The organism is Pseudomonas sp. NFACC43 (assembly GCF_900119645.1).
GTDB lineage: Bacteria > Pseudomonadota > Gammaproteobacteria > Pseudomonadales > Pseudomonadaceae > Aquipseudomonas.
This window is the reverse complement of record NZ_FPKK01000011.1, coordinates 93,828-113,434: the sequence shown is the minus strand read 5'-3', so window position 1 is coordinate 113,434 and position 19,607 is coordinate 93,828. Positions and strand designations below refer to the sequence as shown.

General features: G+C 60.5%; 18 protein-coding genes. 12 read left to right on the top strand and 6 right to left on the bottom strand.

Annotation, left to right across the window (positions count from 1 at the left end):
* Positions 1-98: 98 nt before the first annotated feature.
* From BT179_RS19075 to BT179_RS19060, 4 genes are all read right to left on the bottom strand, one after another.
* Positions 99-383 carry a YceK/YidQ family lipoprotein gene (locus tag BT179_RS19075; RefSeq protein WP_072395777.1) on the bottom strand — a complete coding sequence of 95 codons (285 nt, stop codon included), beginning with the start codon at positions 381-383 and terminating at the stop codon, positions 99-101.
* Positions 376-1,023, bottom strand: a complete 648-nt coding sequence (ubiX, locus tag BT179_RS19070; RefSeq protein ID WP_072395775.1) for a flavin prenyltransferase UbiX — start codon at positions 1,021-1,023, stop codon at positions 376-378. The genes BT179_RS19075 and ubiX overlap by 8 nt, the downstream gene beginning before the upstream one ends.
* The gene (gene mpl, locus BT179_RS19065) at positions 1,020-2,369 is read right to left on the bottom strand and encodes a UDP-N-acetylmuramate:L-alanyl-gamma-D-glutamyl-meso-diaminopimelate ligase (protein ID WP_072395773.1); all 1,350 of its coding nucleotides are present in this window, start codon (positions 2,367-2,369) and stop codon (positions 1,020-1,022) included. Before mpl ends, ubiX begins: the two co-directional genes overlap by 4 nt.
* Positions 2,370-2,599: 230 nt before the next feature.
* Complete coding sequence (locus BT179_RS19060; protein WP_072395771.1) at positions 2,600-4,504, bottom strand: sigma-54-dependent Fis family transcriptional regulator; 1,905 nt, start codon at positions 4,502-4,504, stop codon at positions 2,600-2,602.
* 489 nt (positions 4,505-4,993) lie between these two features.
* Between BT179_RS19060 and BT179_RS19055 the strand changes: the two genes are divergently transcribed.
* From BT179_RS19055 to BT179_RS27020, 12 genes are all read left to right on the top strand, one after another.
* Positions 4,994-6,514: an acetaldehyde dehydrogenase ExaC gene (locus tag BT179_RS19055; protein WP_072395758.1), complete on the top strand. Its 1,521-nt coding sequence runs from the start codon at positions 4,994-4,996 to the stop codon at positions 6,512-6,514.
* A gap of 258 nt (positions 6,515-6,772) precedes the next feature.
* A complete protein-coding gene (gene eat / locus BT179_RS19050) occupies positions 6,773-8,143 on the top strand; it encodes an ethanolamine permease (RefSeq protein WP_072395756.1) in 1,371 nt (456 codons plus the stop codon).
* 140 nt (positions 8,144-8,283) lie between these two features.
* Positions 8,284-9,678: an ethanolamine ammonia-lyase subunit EutB gene (locus tag BT179_RS19045; RefSeq protein ID WP_072431403.1), complete on the top strand. Its 1,395-nt coding sequence runs from the start codon at positions 8,284-8,286 to the stop codon at positions 9,676-9,678.
* Positions 9,679-9,703: 25 nt separating this feature from the next.
* Positions 9,704-10,528, top strand: coding sequence for an ethanolamine ammonia-lyase subunit EutC (gene eutC / locus BT179_RS19040; protein WP_072431404.1), 825 nt, complete (start codon positions 9,704-9,706; stop codon positions 10,526-10,528).
* A 106-nt stretch (positions 10,529-10,634) separates the two neighbouring features.
* Positions 10,635-11,096 carry a GNAT family N-acetyltransferase gene (locus tag BT179_RS19035; protein ID WP_072395750.1) on the top strand — a complete coding sequence of 154 codons (462 nt, stop codon included), beginning with the start codon at positions 10,635-10,637 and terminating at the stop codon, positions 11,094-11,096.
* Between the two features lie 261 nt (positions 11,097-11,357).
* Positions 11,358-12,011, top strand: coding sequence for a DedA family protein (locus tag BT179_RS19030; RefSeq protein WP_072431405.1), 654 nt, complete (start codon positions 11,358-11,360; stop codon positions 12,009-12,011).
* 6 nt (positions 12,012-12,017) lie between these two features.
* Positions 12,018-12,839, top strand: a complete 822-nt coding sequence (locus tag BT179_RS19025) for a M90 family metallopeptidase (RefSeq protein WP_072431406.1) — start codon at positions 12,018-12,020, stop codon at positions 12,837-12,839.
* Positions 12,840-12,940: 101 nt separating this feature from the next.
* Positions 12,941-13,468: an inorganic diphosphatase gene (gene ppa, locus BT179_RS19020; RefSeq protein WP_072395734.1), complete on the top strand. Its 528-nt coding sequence runs from the start codon at positions 12,941-12,943 to the stop codon at positions 13,466-13,468.
* A 206-nt stretch (positions 13,469-13,674) separates the two neighbouring features.
* Positions 13,675-14,406: a LexA family transcriptional regulator gene (locus BT179_RS19015; protein WP_072431407.1), complete on the top strand. Its 732-nt coding sequence runs from the start codon at positions 13,675-13,677 to the stop codon at positions 14,404-14,406.
* A gap of 566 nt (positions 14,407-14,972) precedes the next feature.
* Complete coding sequence (locus tag BT179_RS26565) at positions 14,973-15,740, top strand: HNH endonuclease (RefSeq protein ID WP_143148719.1); 768 nt, start codon at positions 14,973-14,975, stop codon at positions 15,738-15,740.
* Between the two features lie 77 nt (positions 15,741-15,817).
* Entirely contained in the window at positions 15,818-16,855 is a 1,038-nt protein-coding gene (locus tag BT179_RS19005; protein ID WP_256343854.1) for a phospholipase D family protein, read from the top strand.
* A 20-nt stretch (positions 16,856-16,875) separates the two neighbouring features.
* On the top strand, positions 16,876-17,169 hold the full coding sequence (locus BT179_RS27020; RefSeq protein WP_256343853.1) for a hypothetical protein: 294 nt from the start codon (positions 16,876-16,878) through the stop codon (positions 17,167-17,169).
* Between the two features lie 256 nt (positions 17,170-17,425).
* Here the strand turns inward: BT179_RS27020 and BT179_RS19000 are convergent, their stop codons facing one another.
* Both BT179_RS19000 and BT179_RS18995 read right to left on the bottom strand, forming a co-directional pair.
* Positions 17,426-18,700 carry a glycoside hydrolase family 68 protein gene (locus BT179_RS19000; protein WP_072431408.1) on the bottom strand — a complete coding sequence of 425 codons (1,275 nt, stop codon included), beginning with the start codon at positions 18,698-18,700 and terminating at the stop codon, positions 17,426-17,428.
* 317 nt (positions 18,701-19,017) lie between these two features.
* Entirely contained in the window at positions 19,018-19,377 is a 360-nt protein-coding gene (locus BT179_RS18995; RefSeq protein ID WP_072431409.1) for a DUF6124 family protein, read from the bottom strand.
* Positions 19,378-19,607: the final 230 nt, after the last annotated feature.

The window sequence follows — 19,607 nt, the reverse complement described above, 5'->3', positions numbered from 1 at the left end:
GATATACGCCTGTTGCGGTTTTGGGACTGCTGCGCAGCCCAGCGCGGATAAATCCCCTCGCCACGGGAGTGCTTTCGTGCAGCTACCTCTTCTGAGCCCTACATCCCGCCAGTCGCCTGGAACCCCACGCCCATTGCCGTGAACAACGACAGCGGCAGCAACAGGGTGTCGAGCAACGCACTGGCCGGCAGGTCGACGCCTGGATAGCGCGGGGCCTCGGCGCCGAAGCGGTCCTTGGCGCAACAACCGCCATTGAGGGCATAGAGATCCAGCCGCGTCCCGGCATATACCACCGGCGCACCAGGCTTGGCGGCGTCGAGGGTACGAGCGGTGGCACAGCCGGCCAGTTGCAGCGCCAGCGCCAGGACCAGCAGCTTATTCATCGCTGCTCAAATGATGCTCCCCCCAACGCGGCAACATGTCCTGGGGAATGTTCAGCAGATTGAGGACTCGCGCGACCACGAAATCGATCAGGTCGTCGATGGTCTGCGGCTGGTGATAAAACCCGGGGGAAGCCGGCAGGATGGTTACGCCCATGTTCGACAGCTTGAGCATATGCTCCAGATGAATACTCGAGTACGGCGCCTCCCGAGGCACCAGGATCAACTGCCGGCGCTCCTTGAGCGTCACGTCCGCGGCCCGCTCGATCAGGTTGTTGCAGGCACCGGTGGCGATCGCCGACAGGGTTCCGGTGGAACACGGCACCACCACCATCGCCGCCGGCGCGCCGGAGCCGGAAGCCACCGGCGACATCCAGTCCTCCTTGCCGTACACACGGATCTGCCCCGCCGCAGCTCCCGTGTATTCGGTGAGGAACGCCTGCATCATCTGGGTCTTGGCCGGGAGGCTCACGTCGGTCTCGGTGGCGATCACCAGTTGCGCCGCCTTGGAGATGAGGAAGTGCACCTCGCGATCTTCCCGCACCAGGCAATCGAGCAGGCGCAAGCCGTACTGGGCGCCGGAAGCTCCAGTCATTGCCAGTGTGATGCGTTCGGGGCCATTGTCCCCCAGGCGAGTATTCATTTGAGCGCCTCGGCCAGTTTGCCATGCAGGCCGCCAAAGCCACCGTTGCTCATGATGACCACGTGCGTGCCGGGCTGTGCCTGGCTCTTCACGCGCTCGATGATGCCTTCCAGGGAATCGCTGACAATCGACGGCACCGTGCACAACGCCGCAGTGGCTCCCAGGTCCCAACCGAGGTTGGCCGGTGAGTACCAGATCACCTGATCGGCATCCACCACGCTTTCGGGCAGGCCATCACGGTGCGCACCAAGCTTCATGGAGTTGGAGCGCGGCTCGATAATGGCAATCAACGGCGCATCGCCGATGCGCTTGCGCAAACCGTCGAGGGTGGTGGCGATGGCGGTCGGGTGGTGGGCGAAGTCGTCATAGAGGGTGATGCCGCGCACTTGGGCGACTATCTCCATACGCCGCTTGACGCTCTTGAATGCGCTCAATGCGGCGATGCCCATGGAAGGCACCACACCGACATGCCGGGCCGCCGCCAGTGTCGCCAGGGCGTTGGCGACGTTGTGCTGGCCGGTCAACGCCCACTCCACCACACCCTGGGATTGGCCTTCAAACATGACCTCGAACTGCGAGCCATCTTCGCTGAGCAATTTCACTTGCCACTGCCCGCCCGCGCCGGTGGTCTGCACCGGGGTCCAGCAGCCCATCTCGATGACGCGCTGCAAGGCCGGTTCGGTGGTGGGGTGGATGACCAGGCCTTCGCTCGGGATGGTACGTACCAAGTGATGGAACTGCCGTTCGATGGCGGCCAGATCAGGGAAGATGTCCGCATGATCGTATTCAAGGTTGTTGAGAATCGCCGTGCGGGGACGGTAATGGACGAACTTCGAGCGTTTGTCGAAGAACGCGCTGTCGTATTCGTCCGCCTCGATCACGAAAAACGGCGTGCCGCCCAGGCGCGCCGATACCGAGAAATTCTGCGGCACGCCGCCGATCAAGAAGCCCGGGCTCATGCCGGCGTGCTCCAGGACCCAGGCCAGCATGCTGCTGGTGGTGGTCTTGCCGTGGGTGCCGGCCACTGCCAGGACCCAACGGCCCTGCAGCACATGGTCGGCCAGCCACTGCGGCCCCGACACATAGGGCAGGCCCTTGTTGAGCACGTATTCCACCGCCGGGTTGCCACGGGACATGGCGTTGCCGATGACCACCAGGTCCGGCGCGGGGTCCAGTTGCGCCGGGTCATAGCCCTGGGTCAGTTCGATGCCCTGGGCTTCCAGCTGGGTGCTCATCGGTGGGTAGACGTTGGCGTCGGAGCCAGTCACGTGATGGCCCAGCTCCTTGGCCAGGACCGCCATCGAACCCATGAAAGTGCCGCAAATACCGAGAATATGGATGTGCATAGTCGACCTCGTAAAACATGGCCGCAGGTTAGCCTAGGGAGGGGGAAATCGCACCTTGTGTTTCGATCTCACGCCGCCTTACAGGTGCCTGCCAGACTTGCAAACAGCCCATACCCCCTGCTCGCGATAGCGGTGGGTCAACTTGCGTTGATGCTGGAGGTGCCGCCGCCATCGCGAGCAGGCTCGCTCCCACAGTTGACTGCATTCCTTCAGGGTAGATGCGCTGCGGCTCAGCGGGCGATGGCGTGTTTACGCAATTTTCGGTAAAGGGTATTGCGGCTGATCCCCAGTTGTTCCGCCGTGTGGGTCATGTGCCAGCGCTGACGCTCCAGGGCATCGAGCAACGCCAGGCGCTCGGCATCTTCCAGGGGCCGTTCTGCCACCGTTTCGACCACGGCAACCGGGCGCTGGCGGATCATCGCCGGCAAGTCTTCCAGGCCGATCCGCCCGCCTTCGCACAACGCGGCCAGGGTGCGCAGGACATTGCGCAACTGCCGCACATTGCCCGGCCAGTCGAACCCCAGCAACGCCTGGCGTGCCGGTTCATCGAGGTTGATCGTGTCGGCACCAGCCTCTTCGGCCAGCAGGAAATCCAGCAACTGGGCCTTGTCGCTGCGCTCGCGCAATGGCGGCAAGGCAATCTCCAGGCCGTTGAGCCGGTAATACAGGTCCTCGCGGAAGCTGCCATCCCGGACCCGCTCGAGCAATTGCCGGTGAGTTGCGCTGATGATGCGCACGTTGACAGGCTCGGGCTCGCCGCCAATGGGCACCACCTGGCGGTCTTCAAGCACGCGCAACAGCCGGGTCTGCAAGGCCAGGGGCATGTCGCCGATCTCGTCCAGGAACAACGTTCCGCCGTCGGCCTGCTGCAGCTTGCCGCGCATGCCTTCCTTGCGGGCCCCGGTGAAACTGCCGCCGCGATAACCGAACAGTTCGCTCTCGATCAGGCTTTCCGGGATGGCCGCGCAGTTGAGGGCGACAAAATGCTTGCCGGCGCGCTGGCTGGCGTGGTGCACGGCCTTGGCGAACGCCTCCTTGCCGGAGCCGGTTTCGCCATGGATCAGCAGCGGCACGTCGCGTTCGAACACCCGCAGCGCCTTGCGAAAATGCTCCTGAAGCGTCGTATCCCCCAGGCAGATCCCCGACGCCCGCGCGGGTTCGATGGCCTTGAGCGCCGGCGCGATCGGCACCGGCACGCTGCGCGCCTGGCCACGCAAGACAGCGAACAGATGCCGCCCATCTCGGCTGCGCAGTGGCCAACTGGCGCTGGCCTGGGGACTGGCCCGGCCCAGCAATTCGTCCAGGGAACAGTCGAAAAAGTCCTCGACCCGCTGACCGATCAAGCCACCGCGCATGTGCCCAAGCAGGTTCAGGGCGCTCTGGTTGACCGCGCGGATCCGCCCTTCGCCATCGAAAGCCAGCAGCCCTTCGCTGAACAGGCCCACGGATTCGGCTTGCAAATGGAAGCGCAACAGCCATTGATCGTCGAAGCAACGCAGGAAGTAGCAGCTCTCGATCATCTTCGCCGACAGGTTGACCAGCGCCATGGTGTGGAACTGGCTCTGGCGCGACACGTCGGGCCGGGCCGAGGACACGTCGAGCACCGCCATCAGTTCGCCGTGCGGGTCGAAGACCGGGCTCGCCGAGCAGGTCAGGCCGGTATGGCGACCGCGAAAATGTTCTTCCTGGTGGATGGTCAGGGCCTGGCGCTCCACCAGGCAGGTGCCGATGCCGTTGGTGCCTTCGCAGGCTTCGCTCCAGTCGGCGCCGAGCCAGAGACCGGCCCGTTCGAAGATCTTGCGTTCGCTGGGAGCGGTGACGCAATTGAGGATCACCCCCCGGGCGTCGGTGAGCAGCACCGCATGACCGGCGCCGGAGAGTTGCTGGTGCAGGCTGGTCATTTCCGTGCCGGCGATATGCAGCACCTGCTGCAGGCGCTCGCGGCTCTCCAGCACCCGGCCATGCTCGAGCACCGTCGGCGCCAGGTTCTGGGCCGGGTCGAGGTGATAATCCTCCAGGCAGCGCAGCCAGGAACGGGCGATCGATGGATCGCTGCCAGGGCCCTGCAAATGGGCCTTACCCTGGGTGACCGTGAAGACTTGCTGGGCATGGCGGGTCAAATGGTTGCTGTGCATTTCTTATTATTCTCCCCGAAGGTTGCGGCCTTGTTGGAGTAACGGTCCGGACACCTGATGCTTTATCTGACACTTAACCTGTACGTGACGCTTGAACCTGGTTGGGCACTTGACCCCGGGGCTGGCACTTAACCTGTGGCGAGGGGATAGATCCCTCGCCACAGGTACATCCACTCACCAAAAGATACCCCTTCGCCATAACGGTGTTCGGCAGGCCATCTGGCGCATGCCCCAGCATCCTCCAGCCCAACCGGCAATGCAATGCTGGCGAGACCCGGCAGTCACAGACTGTCTCACCCATGGCACAAAGTGTCACACCCGCCGTATCGCTATCGTCACACCAGCCATCCGTTTGTCCGACGAACTCCTCCTGAAGTCTTGGTTTACGGGCCTTGCAAGGCAATGGCCCAACCTTTGCTCTAGGCTTAAATACCGGCGCTCGATTTGCGCGGCCTCCCGTATAAGCACAAAAGCCAAGGAGAACTCATCATGCGTTACGCTCACCCCGGTACTGAAGGCGCTATCGTTTCGTTCAAGAGCAAATACGGTAACTACATCGGCGGCGAGTTCGTCGCGCCTGTCAAAGGTCAGTACTTCACCAATACTTCCCCGGTCAATGGCCAGCCCATTGCCGAATTCCCGCGCTCCACGGCCGAAGACATCGAAAAGGCCCTGGACGCCGCCCATGCTGCCGCTGATGCCTGGGGCGCCACGTCGGCCCAGGCGCGCTCGCTGATCCTGCTGAAGATCGCCGACCGCATCGAACAGAACCTCGAGACCCTGGCGATCACCGAATCCTGGGACAACGGCAAGGCCGTACGCGAGACCCTCAACGCCGACATCCCCCTGGCAGCGGATCATTTCCGCTACTTCGCCGGCTGCCTGCGGGCGCAGGAAGGGGCGGCCGCCGAGATCGATGGCAACACCGTGGCCTATCACATCCATGAGCCACTGGGCGTGGTCGGGCAGATCATCCCGTGGAACTTCCCACTGCTGATGGCCGCCTGGAAACTGGCCCCGGCCCTGGCCGCCGGTAACTGCGTGGTGCTCAAGCCGGCCGAGCAAACCCCTCTGGGCATCTGCGTGCTCATGGAACTGATCGGCGACCTGCTGCCGCCCGGCGTGCTCAACGTGGTGCAAGGCTTCGGCAAGGAAGCGGGTGAAGCCCTGGCCACCAGCAAGCGCATCGCCAAGATCGCCTTCACCGGCTCCACCCCGGTGGGCTCGCACATCATGAAATGCGCCGCCGAGAACATCATCCCGTCCACCGTGGAACTGGGCGGCAAGTCGCCGAACATCTTCTTCGAAGACATCATGCAGGCTGAGCCAAGCTTCATCGAAAAAGCCGCCGAGGGCCTGGTGCTGGCGTTCTTCAACCAGGGCGAAGTCTGCACCTGCCCTTCCCGTGCCCTGGTGCAGGAGTCGATCTACGACGAATTCATGCAAGTGGTGATGAAGAAAATCGAACAGATCAAGCGCGGCGACCCACTGGACACCGACACCATGGTCGGCGCCCAGGCTTCGGAGCAGCAGTTCGACAAGATCCTCTCGTACCTGGAGATCGCCAAGGGCGAAGGCGCGCAATTGCTCACCGGCGGCGCGGTGGAAAAACTCGAGGGCAACCTGGCCAGCGGTTATTACATCCAGCCGACCCTGCTCAAGGGCACCAACAAGATGCGCGTGTTCCAGGAAGAAATCTTCGGCCCGGTGGTGAGCATCACCACCTTCAAGGACGAAGCCGAAGCCCTGGCCATCGCCAACGACACCGAGTTCGGCCTCGGTGCCGGCCTGTGGACCCGCGACATCAACCGGGCCTACCGCATGGGCCGGGCCATCAAGGCCGGGCGCGTCTGGACCAACTGCTACCACCTGTACCCGGCCCACGCCGCGTTCGGTGGCTACAAGAAGTCCGGTGTCGGCCGTGAAACCCACAAGATGATGCTCGACCACTACCAGCAGACCAAGAACCTGCTGGTGAGCTACGACATCAATCCGCTGGGGTTCTTCTAAGCCATTGGGGCAAGGCAGGTTCTCCTGCCTTGCCCCTTAGATAGCTATCGCGAGCAGGCTCGCTCCCACAGTGGATCTGTTGCCAACCCTGGAAAAAGAGTTATCCACAGATCCCTGTGGGAGCGAGCCTGCTCGCGATAGCGCCCTCACTGACAACATCAATTTACCGCCCACCGCTCTGGCATGAGCCTTGCGTGCCCGCTCCACCACAAACCCGAAAGTCCAACAGATCGAACAATAAAAAAGAAGAGAGGACTTATGACAACCACGACTCAACTCAAACCCACACTCGGCACCCTGCATTTATGGGGCATTGCCGTCGGCCTGGTGATTTCCGGCGAGTACTTCGGCTGGAGCTACGGCTGGGGAACCGCAGGGACCCTGGGCTTTCTCGTCACCGCCCTCATGGTGGCGCTGATGTACACCTGTTTCATCTTCAGCTTCACCGAACTGACCACCGCGATTCCCCACGCCGGTGGGCCTTTTGCCTACAGCCGTCGGGCCTTTGGCGAGAAAGGCGGATTGATCGCCGGCATCGCCACCCTGATCGAATTCGTCTTTGCGCCGCCGGCCATCGCCATGGCCATCGGCGCCTACCTCAACGTGCAATTTCCGGAACTGGATCCCAAGCTCGCGGCCGTCGGCGCGTACGTGATCTTCATGACCCTGAACATCCTCGGCGTCAGCATCGCCGCCGCCTTCGAACTGGTGGTCACGGTGCTGGCGGTCGCCGAACTGCTGGTGTTCATGGGCGTGGTCGCGCCGGGCTTCAGCTTCAGCAACTTCGTGCTCAACGGCTGGGCCGGCTCCAACGAGTTCAGCCTCGCCTCGATCCCGGGCATTTTCGCGGCGATCCCCTTCGCCATCTGGTTCTTCCTGGCCATCGAAGGCGCGGCCATGGCCGCCGAAGAAGCCAAGGACCCGAAACGCACCATTCCCCGGGCCTATGTCAGCGGCATCCTGACCCTCGTCTTCCTGGCCATCGGCGTCATGATCATGGCCGGCGGCGTAGGCGACTGGCGGCAACTGTCGAACATCAATGACCCGCTGCCCCAGGCCATGAAAGCCGTGGTCGGCAACGACTCGACCTGGATGCACATGCTGGTGTGGATCGGCCTGTTCGGCCTGGTGGCGAGTTTCCACGGAATCATCCTCGGCTACTCGCGCCAGTTCTTCGCCCTTGCCCGGGCCGGCTACCTGCCACGGGGCCTGGCCAAGCTGTCCCGCTTCCAGACTCCGCACCGGGCGATCCTGGCCGGCGGCGTGATCGGCATCGCGGCGATCTACAGCGATGGCCTGGTGAACCTGCAAGGCATGACGCTGACGGCGGCGATGATCACCATGTCGGTATTCGGCGCCATCGTGATGTACATCATCAGCATGCTCAGCCTGTTCAAATTACGTAAGACCGAACCGAACCTGGAACGCACCTTCCGCGCCCCGGGCTACCCGATCGTACCGGGCATCGCGCTGTTCCTGGCGGTGGTGTGCCTGGTGGCGATGGCCTGGTTCAACCCGGTGATCTGCCTGGTCTTCCTCGGTTTCATGATTGCCGGCTACCTGTATTTCCAACTGACCGCCAAGCAACGCTCCAACGCCCCGGCGGACGCTATGCTCACAGGTATCTGAAGTTGCACCGGCACCGGGCCGAGGGCCCGGTGCCTGCCATATAGAAGTGCATGCCAACCCCCTGTGGGAGCGAGCTTGCTCGCTCCCACAGGATCACGGGGTGTATTCAAGTTATTCAGAGAATCAGGAGGACACCGCCCATGGCCGCATTCGCCCATTCCGTCGGCGCCCAGACCTATCGCTTCGACAGCCTCAAGGACTTGATGGCCAAGGCCAGCCCGGCGCGTTCCGGGGATTTCCTGGCCGAGGTCGCCGCACTCAACGATGGCGAGCGGGTGGCCGCGCAAATGGCCCTGGCCGACCTGCCCCTCAGCCATTTCCTGCAAGAAGCACTGATTCCCTATGAGGCCGACGAAGTCACCCGGCTGATCGTCGACACCCACGACAAACAGGCCTTCGCAGCGGTCAGCCACCTCACCGTCGGTGGGTTTCGGGACTGGCTGCTCAGCGATGCCGCCAACGAGCACAGCCTGCGGGCGCTGGCCCCGGGCCTGACGCCGGAAATGGTGGCGGCGGTGTCGAAGATCATGCGCGTCCAGGACCTGGTGCTGGTGGCGCAGAAAATCCGCGTGGTGACGAAATTTCGCGGCACCCTCGGCCTGCGTGGCCGGCTGTCCACACGCCTGCAGCCCAACCACCCCACCGACGAGCCCGCCGGAATCGCCGCCAGCATCCTCGACGGCCTGCTCTTGGGCAACGGCGACGCCATGATCGGCATCAACCCGGCCACCGACAGCACGGCCTCGATCTGCGCCATGCTGGAAATGCTCGACGCCATCATCCAGCGCTACGACATCCCCACCCAGGGCTGCGTGCTGACCCACGTCACCACCTCCATTGAAGCGGCCAACCGTGGCGTGCCCCTGGACCTGGTGTTCCAGTCCATCGCCGGCACCGAAGCGGCCAACGCCAGTTTCGGCATCAACCTCAACGTGTTGAAAGAAGGCTACGACGCCGGGCTCAGCCTGAATCGCGGCACCCTCGGCAACAACCTGATGTATTTCGAAACCGGCCAGGGCAGTGCCCTGTCGGCCAACGCCCATCACGGCGTGGATCAACAGACCTGCGAAACCCGAGCCTACGCCGTGGCCCGGCATTTCAACCCATTCCTGGTGAACACGGTCGTAGGATTCATCGGCCCGGAGTACCTGTACAACGGCAAACAGATCATCCGCGCCGGCCTCGAAGACCATTTCTGCGGCAAGCTGCTGGGCGTGCCCATGGGTTGCGACATCTGCTACACCAACCACGCCGAAGCCGACCAGGACGACATGGATACCTTGCTGACCCTGCTGGGGGTGGCCGGGATCAACTTCATCATGGGCATTCCCGGCTCCGACGACATCATGCTCAACTACCAGACCACCTCGTTCCACGACGCCCTCTACGCCCGCCAGACCCTGGGCCTGAAACCGGCGCCGGAGTTCGAACAATGGCTCGCCAACATGGGCATCTTTACCCAGGCCGATGGCCGGGTGCGGTTCGGCGACAACCTGCCACCGGCGTTCCGTCACGCCTTGGCACATTTGGGATAAGCCGCATTTGGATGAGTATTGGCCGATGGATAAAAAACCTGTCGACACGCAAAACCCCTGGTTGGAACTGCGCCGCCTGACACCGGCGCGCATCGCCCTGGGCCGCACCGGCACCAGCCTGCCCACCCAGGCACAGCTGGATTTCCAGTATGCCCACGCCCAGGCCCGGGACGCCGTGCACCTGGCGTTCGATCACCAGGGCCTGCGCACGCAACTGAGCGAGCGCGGTCGCGAGAGCCTTTTGCTCCACAGCGCCGCCAGCGACCGCCACAGCTACCTGCAGCGCCCGGACCTGGGCCGACGGCTCGACGAAGCGTCCGCCCGGACCCTGCAGGACTACGCCGCCGCCCACCCCGGCGGCGTGGACCTGGCCATCGTGGTGGCCGACGGCCTCTCCGCTCTTGCCGTGCATCGCCATACCCTGCCCTTCCTGGCGCGCCTGGAAGAGCAGATCGCCGCCGAAGGCTGGTCGGTTTCGCCGGTGGTCCTGGTGGAACAGGGCCGCGTCGCCGTGGCCGACGAAGTGGCGCAGCGGCTCGGCGCAAGAATGTCGGTGATCCTCATCGGCGAACGCCCCGGCCTCAGCTCCCCCGACAGCCTGGGGCTGTATTTCACCTACAACCCCAAGGTCGGCCTGACCGACGCCTATCGCAATTGCATTTCCAACGTCCGGCTCGAAGGCCTGAGCTACGGCATGGCGGCCCATCGCCTGATCTACCTGATGCGCGAGGCCTGCCGCCGACAGCTCTCGGGGGTCAACCTGAAGGACGAAGCCCAGGTTCACACTCTAGAGTCGGAAAAAAACGCCGATATGAAAGGTAACTTCCTACTGATGCCGCCCCAAGACTGATCCGGCGCCCGATTGCGTTTCTGATGCGCTTTCAGGCAGCATCGAAGCACGACAAGGCACCATCGTTGTCAGAACTTCTGTCGACCTTTTGTTAGCGAGACCTACCATGCGGATTATCCAAGCGACCCTGGAACACCTGGACCTGCTGACGCCCTTGTTCGTCAAATACCGTGAATTCTACGGCTCACTGCCGTACCCGGACTCTTCCCGGGCCTTCCTCGAGAAGCGCCTGCGCCGCAAGGAGTCGGTGATCTACCTGGCCTTGCCCGATGACGACGACAACAAGCTGCTGGGCTTCTGCCAGCTCTATCCAAGCTTCTCGTCGCTGTCCCTCAAGCGCGTGTGGATCCTCAACGACATCTACGTCGCCGAAGACGCCCGCCGCCAGCTGGTGGCCGACCACCTGATCCGCACCGCGAAGAAAATGGCCAAGGAAACCAACGCCGTGCGCATGCGCGTTTCCACCAGCAGCAACAACGAAGCGGCGCAGAAAACCTACGAGTCCATCGGCTTCAAGGAAGACACCGAGTTCAAGAACTACGTGCTGCCGATCAGCGAAGGGATCTGACCCTGTGGCTGAGCCCCCTGCCACAACATCACCCCCTTTGTGGCGAGGGGATTTATCCCCTCGCCACAAGAGCCTTCACCCAGCCTTCACCCCGCCACAACATCACCGAAATCCCTAGCTACAAACTCACCCCGCACCTCCCCCTCCAGACCGTATAATGCCGCTCTTCCCGGCTTGTAAGAAAAAGCTACACACGCTGTAGTCATACTCAAAGCCCGACCCAAAGCCTGCCGAGCCAGGCCACCACCACAGGTGTTTTGCATGGATTTCAACCCCCTCGACCTCATCCTGCACCTCGATGTGTACCTCGACATGCTGGTGACCAACTATGGGCCGTGGATCTACGCCATCCTGTTTCTGGTGATCTTCTGTGAAACCGGCCTGGTGGTGACGCCTTTCCTGCCGGGGGATTCGCTGCTGTTCATCGCCGGCGCCGTGGCGGCGGGCGGCGGCATGGACCCCTGGTTGCTGGGTGGCCTGCTGATGCTGGCGGCGATCCTCGGCGACAGCACCAATTACCTCATCGGCCGCACGGCGGGGGAGCGCCTGTTCAGCAACCCGAACTCGAAGATCTTCCGCCGCGACTACCTGCAACAAACCCACGACTTCTACGACAAGCACGGCGGCAAGACCGTGACCCTGGCGCGCTTCCTGCCGATCATCCGCACCTTCGCCCCCTTCGTCGCCGGCGTGGCGAAAATGCCCTACGTGCGCTTCTTCGGCTTCAGCGTGCTCGGCACCGTGCTGTGGGTCGGCGGCCTGGTCACCCTCGGCTTCTTCTTCGGCAACGTCCCATTCATCAAGCAGAACCTGTCGCTGCTGGTGGTGGGCATCATCCTTTTGTCGCTGTTGCCGATGGTCATCAGCCTGGTCCGCAGCCGCCTGGCCCGCGGTTCCAACGCCGCATCGCGCTGACCCATCATGTGGTCCCTGAGCACTTGGCGTCGCCGACGCACCCTCGCCAGGCACCCCGTTGCCGATGAAACCTGGCAGCGAGTGCGTCATCAACTGAGCTTCCTCGACGGCATCAGCCCCGCCGAGGACCAGTGGCTGCGCGAGGCCTGCGTGCTGTTCCTGCATGACAAGCACCTGACCGCCCTGCCCGGCGTCGAACTGCACCAGGAGCAGCGCCTGTTGCTCGCGGCCCAGGCCCAGCTCCCGCTGATGCACCTGGGGGATCTGAACTGGTACCAGGGCTTCCACGAAATCGTCCTCTACCCCGACGACTTCCTCAGCCCCCAGCGCTACCGGGACGCCAGTGGCATCGAGCACGAATGGGATGGCGAACACAGCGGCGAAGCCTGGCCCCAGGGGCCGATCATCCTGGCCTGGGACGGCGTCATCGCCAGCGGCGGCTGGGACGGCTACAACCTGGTGATCCACGAACTGGCCCACAAACTCGACATGCTCAACGGCGACGCCAACGGCCTGCCGCCGCTGCATGCCGACATGCGGATCCAGGACTGGGCCGAGGCCATGCAACAGGCCTTTGACGACCTCGATCGCCAGTTGGACCGGAATCCGGATGCACAAACCCTCATTGATCCCTACGCGGCGGAAAACCCTGCGGAATTCTTCGCCGTCACCAGCGAATACTTCTTCAGCGCCCCGGACCTGCTGCACCAGGCATACCCCAGGGTGTATGAACAGCTACGGCTTTTCTACCGCCAGGATCCGTTGGCCCGGCTGCGGCAACTTCAGGCCGAAGATCCGGTCTACCAGGCGTCATACCAAGGTCTCTAAGACCCTTGATACGTGGCATCAGCGGCTGAATATGCCTATAATCGCCGCCACTTTTGGTCAATCCGACCAGCCTTTTGGTCAACTAACGGGGGCACCGCCCAATGAGCTACAGCAAGATTCCGGCTGGCAAAGACCTGCCGAACGACATCTACGTTGCGATCGAAATCCCGGCCAACCACGCCCCGATCAAATACGAAATCGACAAGGACAGCGATTGCCTGTTTGTTGACCGTTTCATGGCCACCCCGATGTTCTACCCGGCCAACTACGGTTACATCCCCAACACCCTGGCCGACGACGGTGACCCCCTCGACGTACTGGTGGTGACCCCTTACCCGGTTGCCCCAGGTTCGGTCATCCGCGCCCGTCCGGTCGGCATCCTGAACATGACCGACGACGGCGGCGGCGATGCCAAAGTCATCGCAGTGCCACACGACAAACTGTCGCAGCTGTATGTTGATGTGAAGGAATACACCGACCTGCCAAAACTGCTGATCCAGCAGATCGAGCACTTCTTCGAGAACTACAAGGATCTCGAAAAGGGCAAGTGGGTCAAGATCGAAGGCTGGGCTGGTGCTGACGCCGCCCGCGAAGCGATCACCAAGTCGGTTGCCGCCTACAAGGGCTGAGCCTGAACTTGCAGAAGAACCCCGGTTTTCACCGGGGTTTTTTATGCCTGGAGCGTCGCTTAATACTTCAATGTATTAATAGTGCCGAACAACGTTTATCTGCGTTTAGCTCACTCAATTCAATTCCCGCAAACGGAAAGATCGTCTTATAAATTTGCACGACATGTTTATTGCTCAAAACACAGTCGCCCCTAAACTTTCCGTTTATGAAAAAGATCTCCAGTGGCGACCGCTTCAGAGCCCTTCTTAAAGAAGCCAATATCCGCTCCGCCGACTTCGCGAAGTTATACGGCGTGAAATCGCAGCACGTGAACAACTGGTTCAACCGTGGCATCCCACCCGGGCGCATCCATGGCATCGCCGGCCTGCTGACCGTCAGCCCCCAATGGCTCGCCAACGGCGAAGGCCCGCAAACCCCGCTGGGGCTGGGGCCCGGCACCACCTACGATGCCGCCGAAAACCAGGGCGTCTACAGCGTGCCGGAAGCCACGGACATCGAACTGCCCTACTACAAGGAAGCCCCCATCGCCCCCGGCGCGATCAAGACCCACGTCATCGAGATCCCCGGCCAGACCACCCGCCTGCCCCGCAGCCACCTCGAATCCCTGGAAATCAACCCCAGCGACGCCATCTGCACCACCATGGTCGGCGACAGCATGGCCGAACGCATCGAAGACGGCTCCACCCTCGCCATCGACCGCGGCCTGACCCAAATCGTCGACGGCCAGATCTACGCCCTCGAACACGACGGCATGCTGCGCATCAAGTACCTGCACCGCATCCCCGGCAACCGACTGCGCCTGCGCAGCCACAACAGCGTGGCTTACCCGGACGAAGTTTTCAGCACCGAACAGATCGAAGCGCAGAACATACGGGTGATCGGCTGGGTCTTCTGGTGGTCCACCCTCAACAAACAGAGACCGCCGGTGTTCGATTGACCACCCCACCGCAAGACAACCACCGAAGCCCCTGGTAGTCAGGCGCTTCAGTGGCGAGCGCATCTGTGCTGAGCACATCTGTGGCGAGGGGATTCATCCCCGCTGGGCTGCAAAGCAGCCCCCGCTTTTCCCCTTGGATCAGCGATAACCCAATGATTCCACACCACTTACCACTGGGATTCTGCCAAAAACCCGCGTATCCTCCGCCCCACATTTGCGAGCCCAAGCCTCGCACCGACAAGGCAGATCACTTTCTGACCAAGTCCCACAGCCGGCCGCAAGAGCTGGATGTACGTTTTGAAGGCTGGTGAGGTTTGTCAAAAACGAACTGAGTCAGTCAACGAGAAGCCGGCCATAAGCCGGCTTTTTAATGCCCGGACTTTATCCATCCCCATCCAAATCTCGCCTGATGACCAAACAACGTCGCTCGTAAGTATCCCCGCGCTCGACAGCAAAGGTCATCGAACACCGTATGATTCCCAAATGCTATCAGAAGAGAATATTCTGACGACATATTGCGCTGCGTCCTACAGCGAAACGGGAACCCTACGGAAAGCCCCCCCGCCATGTCCTCTTTACCCACCAGCAATCAATCCAATCCGCCTTGGAGCCGTGACGAACTCGTCCTAGCTCTGAACCTTTACATGCTGTACCGCAATGGCTTACCTGGCGTTAACCATCCAGAAGTCCGAGCCCTATCACAGAGCCTCAATCTCATTGGCAACGCCATCGGTGTGAGCAAGAACGAGAGTTTTCGTAACGCCAACGGTGTTTATATGAAGCTCAACAACTTCCGTCGCTGGGATCCGAGCTACACCAACACTGGTCGCACAGGTCTTGCAAAAGGCAATAAGGACGAGGAATTGGTATGGCTGGAATTCGCGGATAACCCCGAGCGCTTAGCCGAAGTCGTAGCAGCCATCAAGGCGAACGTCGGAACCACTCCTACTACGCCAATAAATCTAAGCGAGGAGGAAGAACCGGGCTTCTTCGAAGCAGAGGAAGGAAGAGTGTTAACCCGCGTACACCGTGTACGGGAAAGGGACAAAAAACTCGTCAAACGAAAAAAGGACGAAGCCCTCAAGAAGCACGGTGTTCTCCAGTGCGAAGCCTGTGGCTTCAACTTCAGCAAAACATATGGTCCGGACGTCGAAGGCGTTATCGATGTGCACCACACCAAGCCGCTGCACACGCTCCAACCTGGCGATAAAACCAAGCTCGTGGACCTCGCTTTGCTATGTGCCAATTGCCATCGAGTGGTGCATTCACGCCGTAAGTGGCTGAGTGTGACCGAGGTCAAGGACCGCTACCAAGCCGCCAAAAACAAAGCCTGAACTGGGCCTAAAACGACATCTTTTTGAAAACTCACGACAGCCCTGTCTGATGCTGCAATTATTGAAAGGACTCAACATTGAAACTGATCGCCAACCGCATCAATGGAACACACCTTAGGGATTTATTGCCTACGTTGTCAGGTGAGACGCAAGTGGATAGCGTACTGGCTGCCGTGGCTTACGGTAGGAGCGCATCAGATATCACCCGAGATCTGGTGGGGCACTCGGTATTCAATAAATTACGGCTTGATTTATGGATGCGCTACGACCATACGGTGCCGGTCTCGATTGAGCTACTAAACCGCCTGTTCAAGCACCAAAAAGACAATGTGTTCACTCGGTTCGTACCGGACCGTTTCCACCCCAAAGTAATCTGGTGGAAAGGCTATGGCGCTTACATTGGTTCTGCAAATCACACTGACAATGGCTGGTTAACCAATATCGAAGCGGGGATATTTATCAACGAGGATGAACTGGTTGCCAACGGCATGGACACTGAGCTGGAGGATTTTTTCGATTATTTGCGCGAACTTGATGTTGCCATCCCCATCTCTGCGGACTACATCGCCGAAATGGAACGTCTGAATGCCTTGAACAAGGATGCTTACGCCGCAGCGAAAAAAGCCAGAGAACATGAAGAATGGCATGACCCTAGCTTTATAGGGGACAAGGTTGCCTTTGATCGGCGCAAAGAAAATTTCAAAAAAGAGTGGTTGGAGACACTAGGGATATTGCAAGGTATCCAGCAACAGCTTTCAGACTACCGTCCCATTTGGGTAGATGAAAATGTCCCAACAGCTTGGCAGGTAGACCAATTCCTTCACGCCTACTACTACAACCATGTAGGTGACAACTTGCGTAAGCCTTATGAGGACTACTACAAACGACATCATGCCGATCCTCAATCTGCCCTGAAAGCAGAGCTCAAGTGGTGGCAAGGCCTGCAGTTCGCACCTTCGTACGAGGATTTAACGCTTTACGAAGGAGCACCGAAAATCCGCAAACTGCTTGACCAGGAAAAAGTACTTAGCCTGAGCATCGATGAGGTCGAAATGCTGTGCCGTAATACTCACGCCACAATGACCACGTCATCAAAATCCCCATGTCCGTGCTAGGCCTTCCAAACGTGCAGTCCATGGACAAAGAGGGCCGCGTAAAATTGTTCGCCTCGCTCATCATGAGCGAGCGTAATAGCAAAGGATGGGATATTCGCAAGCTGCTGCACTACGTTCTTTATGAAGGCGCGTCATCAACCATATGGGAGCGTCTTTACCATGCAGGTCGTGATCCAAATTACACCATTCCCCGCTACGGATTGAACTCCATTGCTGAGGTTGTCGGGTGGGCAAGACCCGAAGTGGTGCCGCCTAGAAATGGTCGTACCAGCAAAGCCCTGCGTGCCTTGGGGTTCGATGTGAAAGTCTATTGAGACCTTCCTGGCCCCGGCAGCCTACAAGCTATCGCGAGCAAGCTCGCTCCCACAGAGGGGCTTGTGTACATACGTCGCAGGCAAATGCATTCGCGACTGGCTGCATCCTTGCAGCCAGTCGCGAAGAAGGCTACGACTCGTTGTTCAACGGGGCTCGCGACCAACATCGCAATGAATCAGGCGGGATATCTCGATCATATCCACAACGGTTTTGTCATCGACCTCAAAACCGTTGCCTGAAAGCCCCGTACCGCTATTACTTGAGCGTAACGTCAAGCATCGGCGGGATGTACCCATAGTCGTACTCGGCCACGACAAACGTCTGCTGCCCTTTTATCTTCAAGCCCACCGTGGGTGCCTCGGTGCCACCCACGCGAACCTGCGTGCCGGTTTCGTCGGTCGGTACGCTGTCGATGAAGGAGGTCACCAGGCCGTTTGGCATCACGTAGTGCGAGTAGGTCTGGAATGGCTGGGAGGATGGGTTGCCCAGCACCAGGCCGGAGCCGTTGAGCGGCACGTAGGGGCCGAACAGGGAGTCTGCGACAAAGCCGTATACGCCATCCGGCCCGGTCACGCCGTCGGCATAGGTGAAGGTGTGGCTGATCGTGAACAGGTAGTACTTGCCGTCCTGGAACACGAAGTGCGGGCGTTCGGTCTGGTCGTTGACGCCCACGGCGGTCAGCAGGGGCGGCAGCATTTCCCAGTCGTCGCCGTCCGCGTCGCGGGCCACGGCGATGCCGACGCAGGCGGTCTGGAAGCGGGAGTTGCCGACATCTTCATAACCCGGCGGCACGTCGCCGATTTCGGCCTCTCCCACTTTGTGCGAGCCGCGCTCACCGGCCACGTTGCCCTCGAACAGCATGTACAGCTTGCCATCTTTCGGGTCGCGGAAAGGCCATGGGTCGCGGAAACCCCAGAAGGCGTTTTGGGCTTCGGTCTGGTACATCTTGCCGTCGGCCTCGAACAGCGGCTTGACCTTCTCGAAGCCGACCATGCTGACACCATGTTCAGTTGTCACGACCCGACCGCGCACCTTGACGATGGTCGCGCCTGGGGTGACGGCGGTGTAATACAGGTCCACTTCACCTCGGTCGTTCAACAGAATCGGTGTGCCGGCCCATTCGCGAACGGTCGGCGAAACGCCTTCGGCCATCACACGGCCACCAAATTCCCAGTCCTTGCCGGTACGGGAAAACCAGAAGTACATCTTTGCCCGACCGTGACGATCGTTCCAATCGCGCAGGATGTCGTAGTTACCGTTCTCGTCCAGGTACTGCGGGTCGTTTGGATGACGGTCAGCCGTCAGGGTGAAGATCACCGACCAGCCGTCGACGGACGTCACGTTACCGTCCAGGTCGCGCAGGGGCATGGTGTCCCAGATAAACACGTCGTCGCTCAATACGGGAAAATCCGCGCTGACCAGAGGCTGGGTGGTGGTGGGATCATCCGCCCGGACTTTCAACGCATCGGCGCGGGTCCAGAGGCTGGGTTGATGGGGGGTTACACCGATTTTTTCAGCGTTGGTTTTCATAAGCTATTACCTCGTCCATGAATGGATTGAACTGAATAAAGATTGGTAAATACTGTATGTACATACAGTGAAAACAACCTTATAGAGGCTCCCCAAAGGGGTCAAGAAAAAAATGCATTTATGCATATTCAGAGTTTTTCCTGGATGCTGATACGTTTCAGCGATGAGTATTCCTGGAAGTTCATTCATGGCGAGATCGAAGACGTTACCTTCACATTAGTGTTTTTCACGGCAGGCGGGACGAGTTGCATTCGGGCATAAAAAAAGGCCTTGCCGTGGCAAGACCTTTTTCCTATCCGGGGCAGCGTGTCCGCTGACTACCTCACCTCAACGATATCCAACGCTCGATTGGCCAACAGTTCACTCAACTCGATCACCTGCTGGATCCCCAACGCCACATGCCGCCTGGACCCGTCCAGGTCGAAGGCCAGGTCGCTGATCATGGCGTTGGCCGAAGCCAGGTTCTCGCTGAGGCTGGCCAGCAGGCATTCGGAATCGACATCGGAAACGATGCGAAAGAGGGTGTTGAGAGTGTCGGACGTTTCCTTGTCGGGCTTGGGTTTCAGGTAGAAATCCAATGCTCGGGTGGCTGCGTCGTCGATTTTCCTGTTGCGGGCAGTCTGGGCGCGGGAGACGTGTTCGTCGTTGACTGGGGGGTTCGGTGTAATTTTGACCATGGCCTTAGCTCTCGTTTGGTTAAGGCTACAACCCGCTCGCGACTAAACGATTGGGAGGCAGCTGTACGCAGGTTAGTCGACCGACGAGCTAAGAAATCGGCGCGCCCAAAGGCGCCCTGCGCACAGCCACCATCAAGTGCAGGGATGGGGAGATCCCTGACTGAAGGACGCTTGAGCGACTTAGCAACAACGGGCGACTAAACCCGATCACTGACAATCAGTGACAGGTC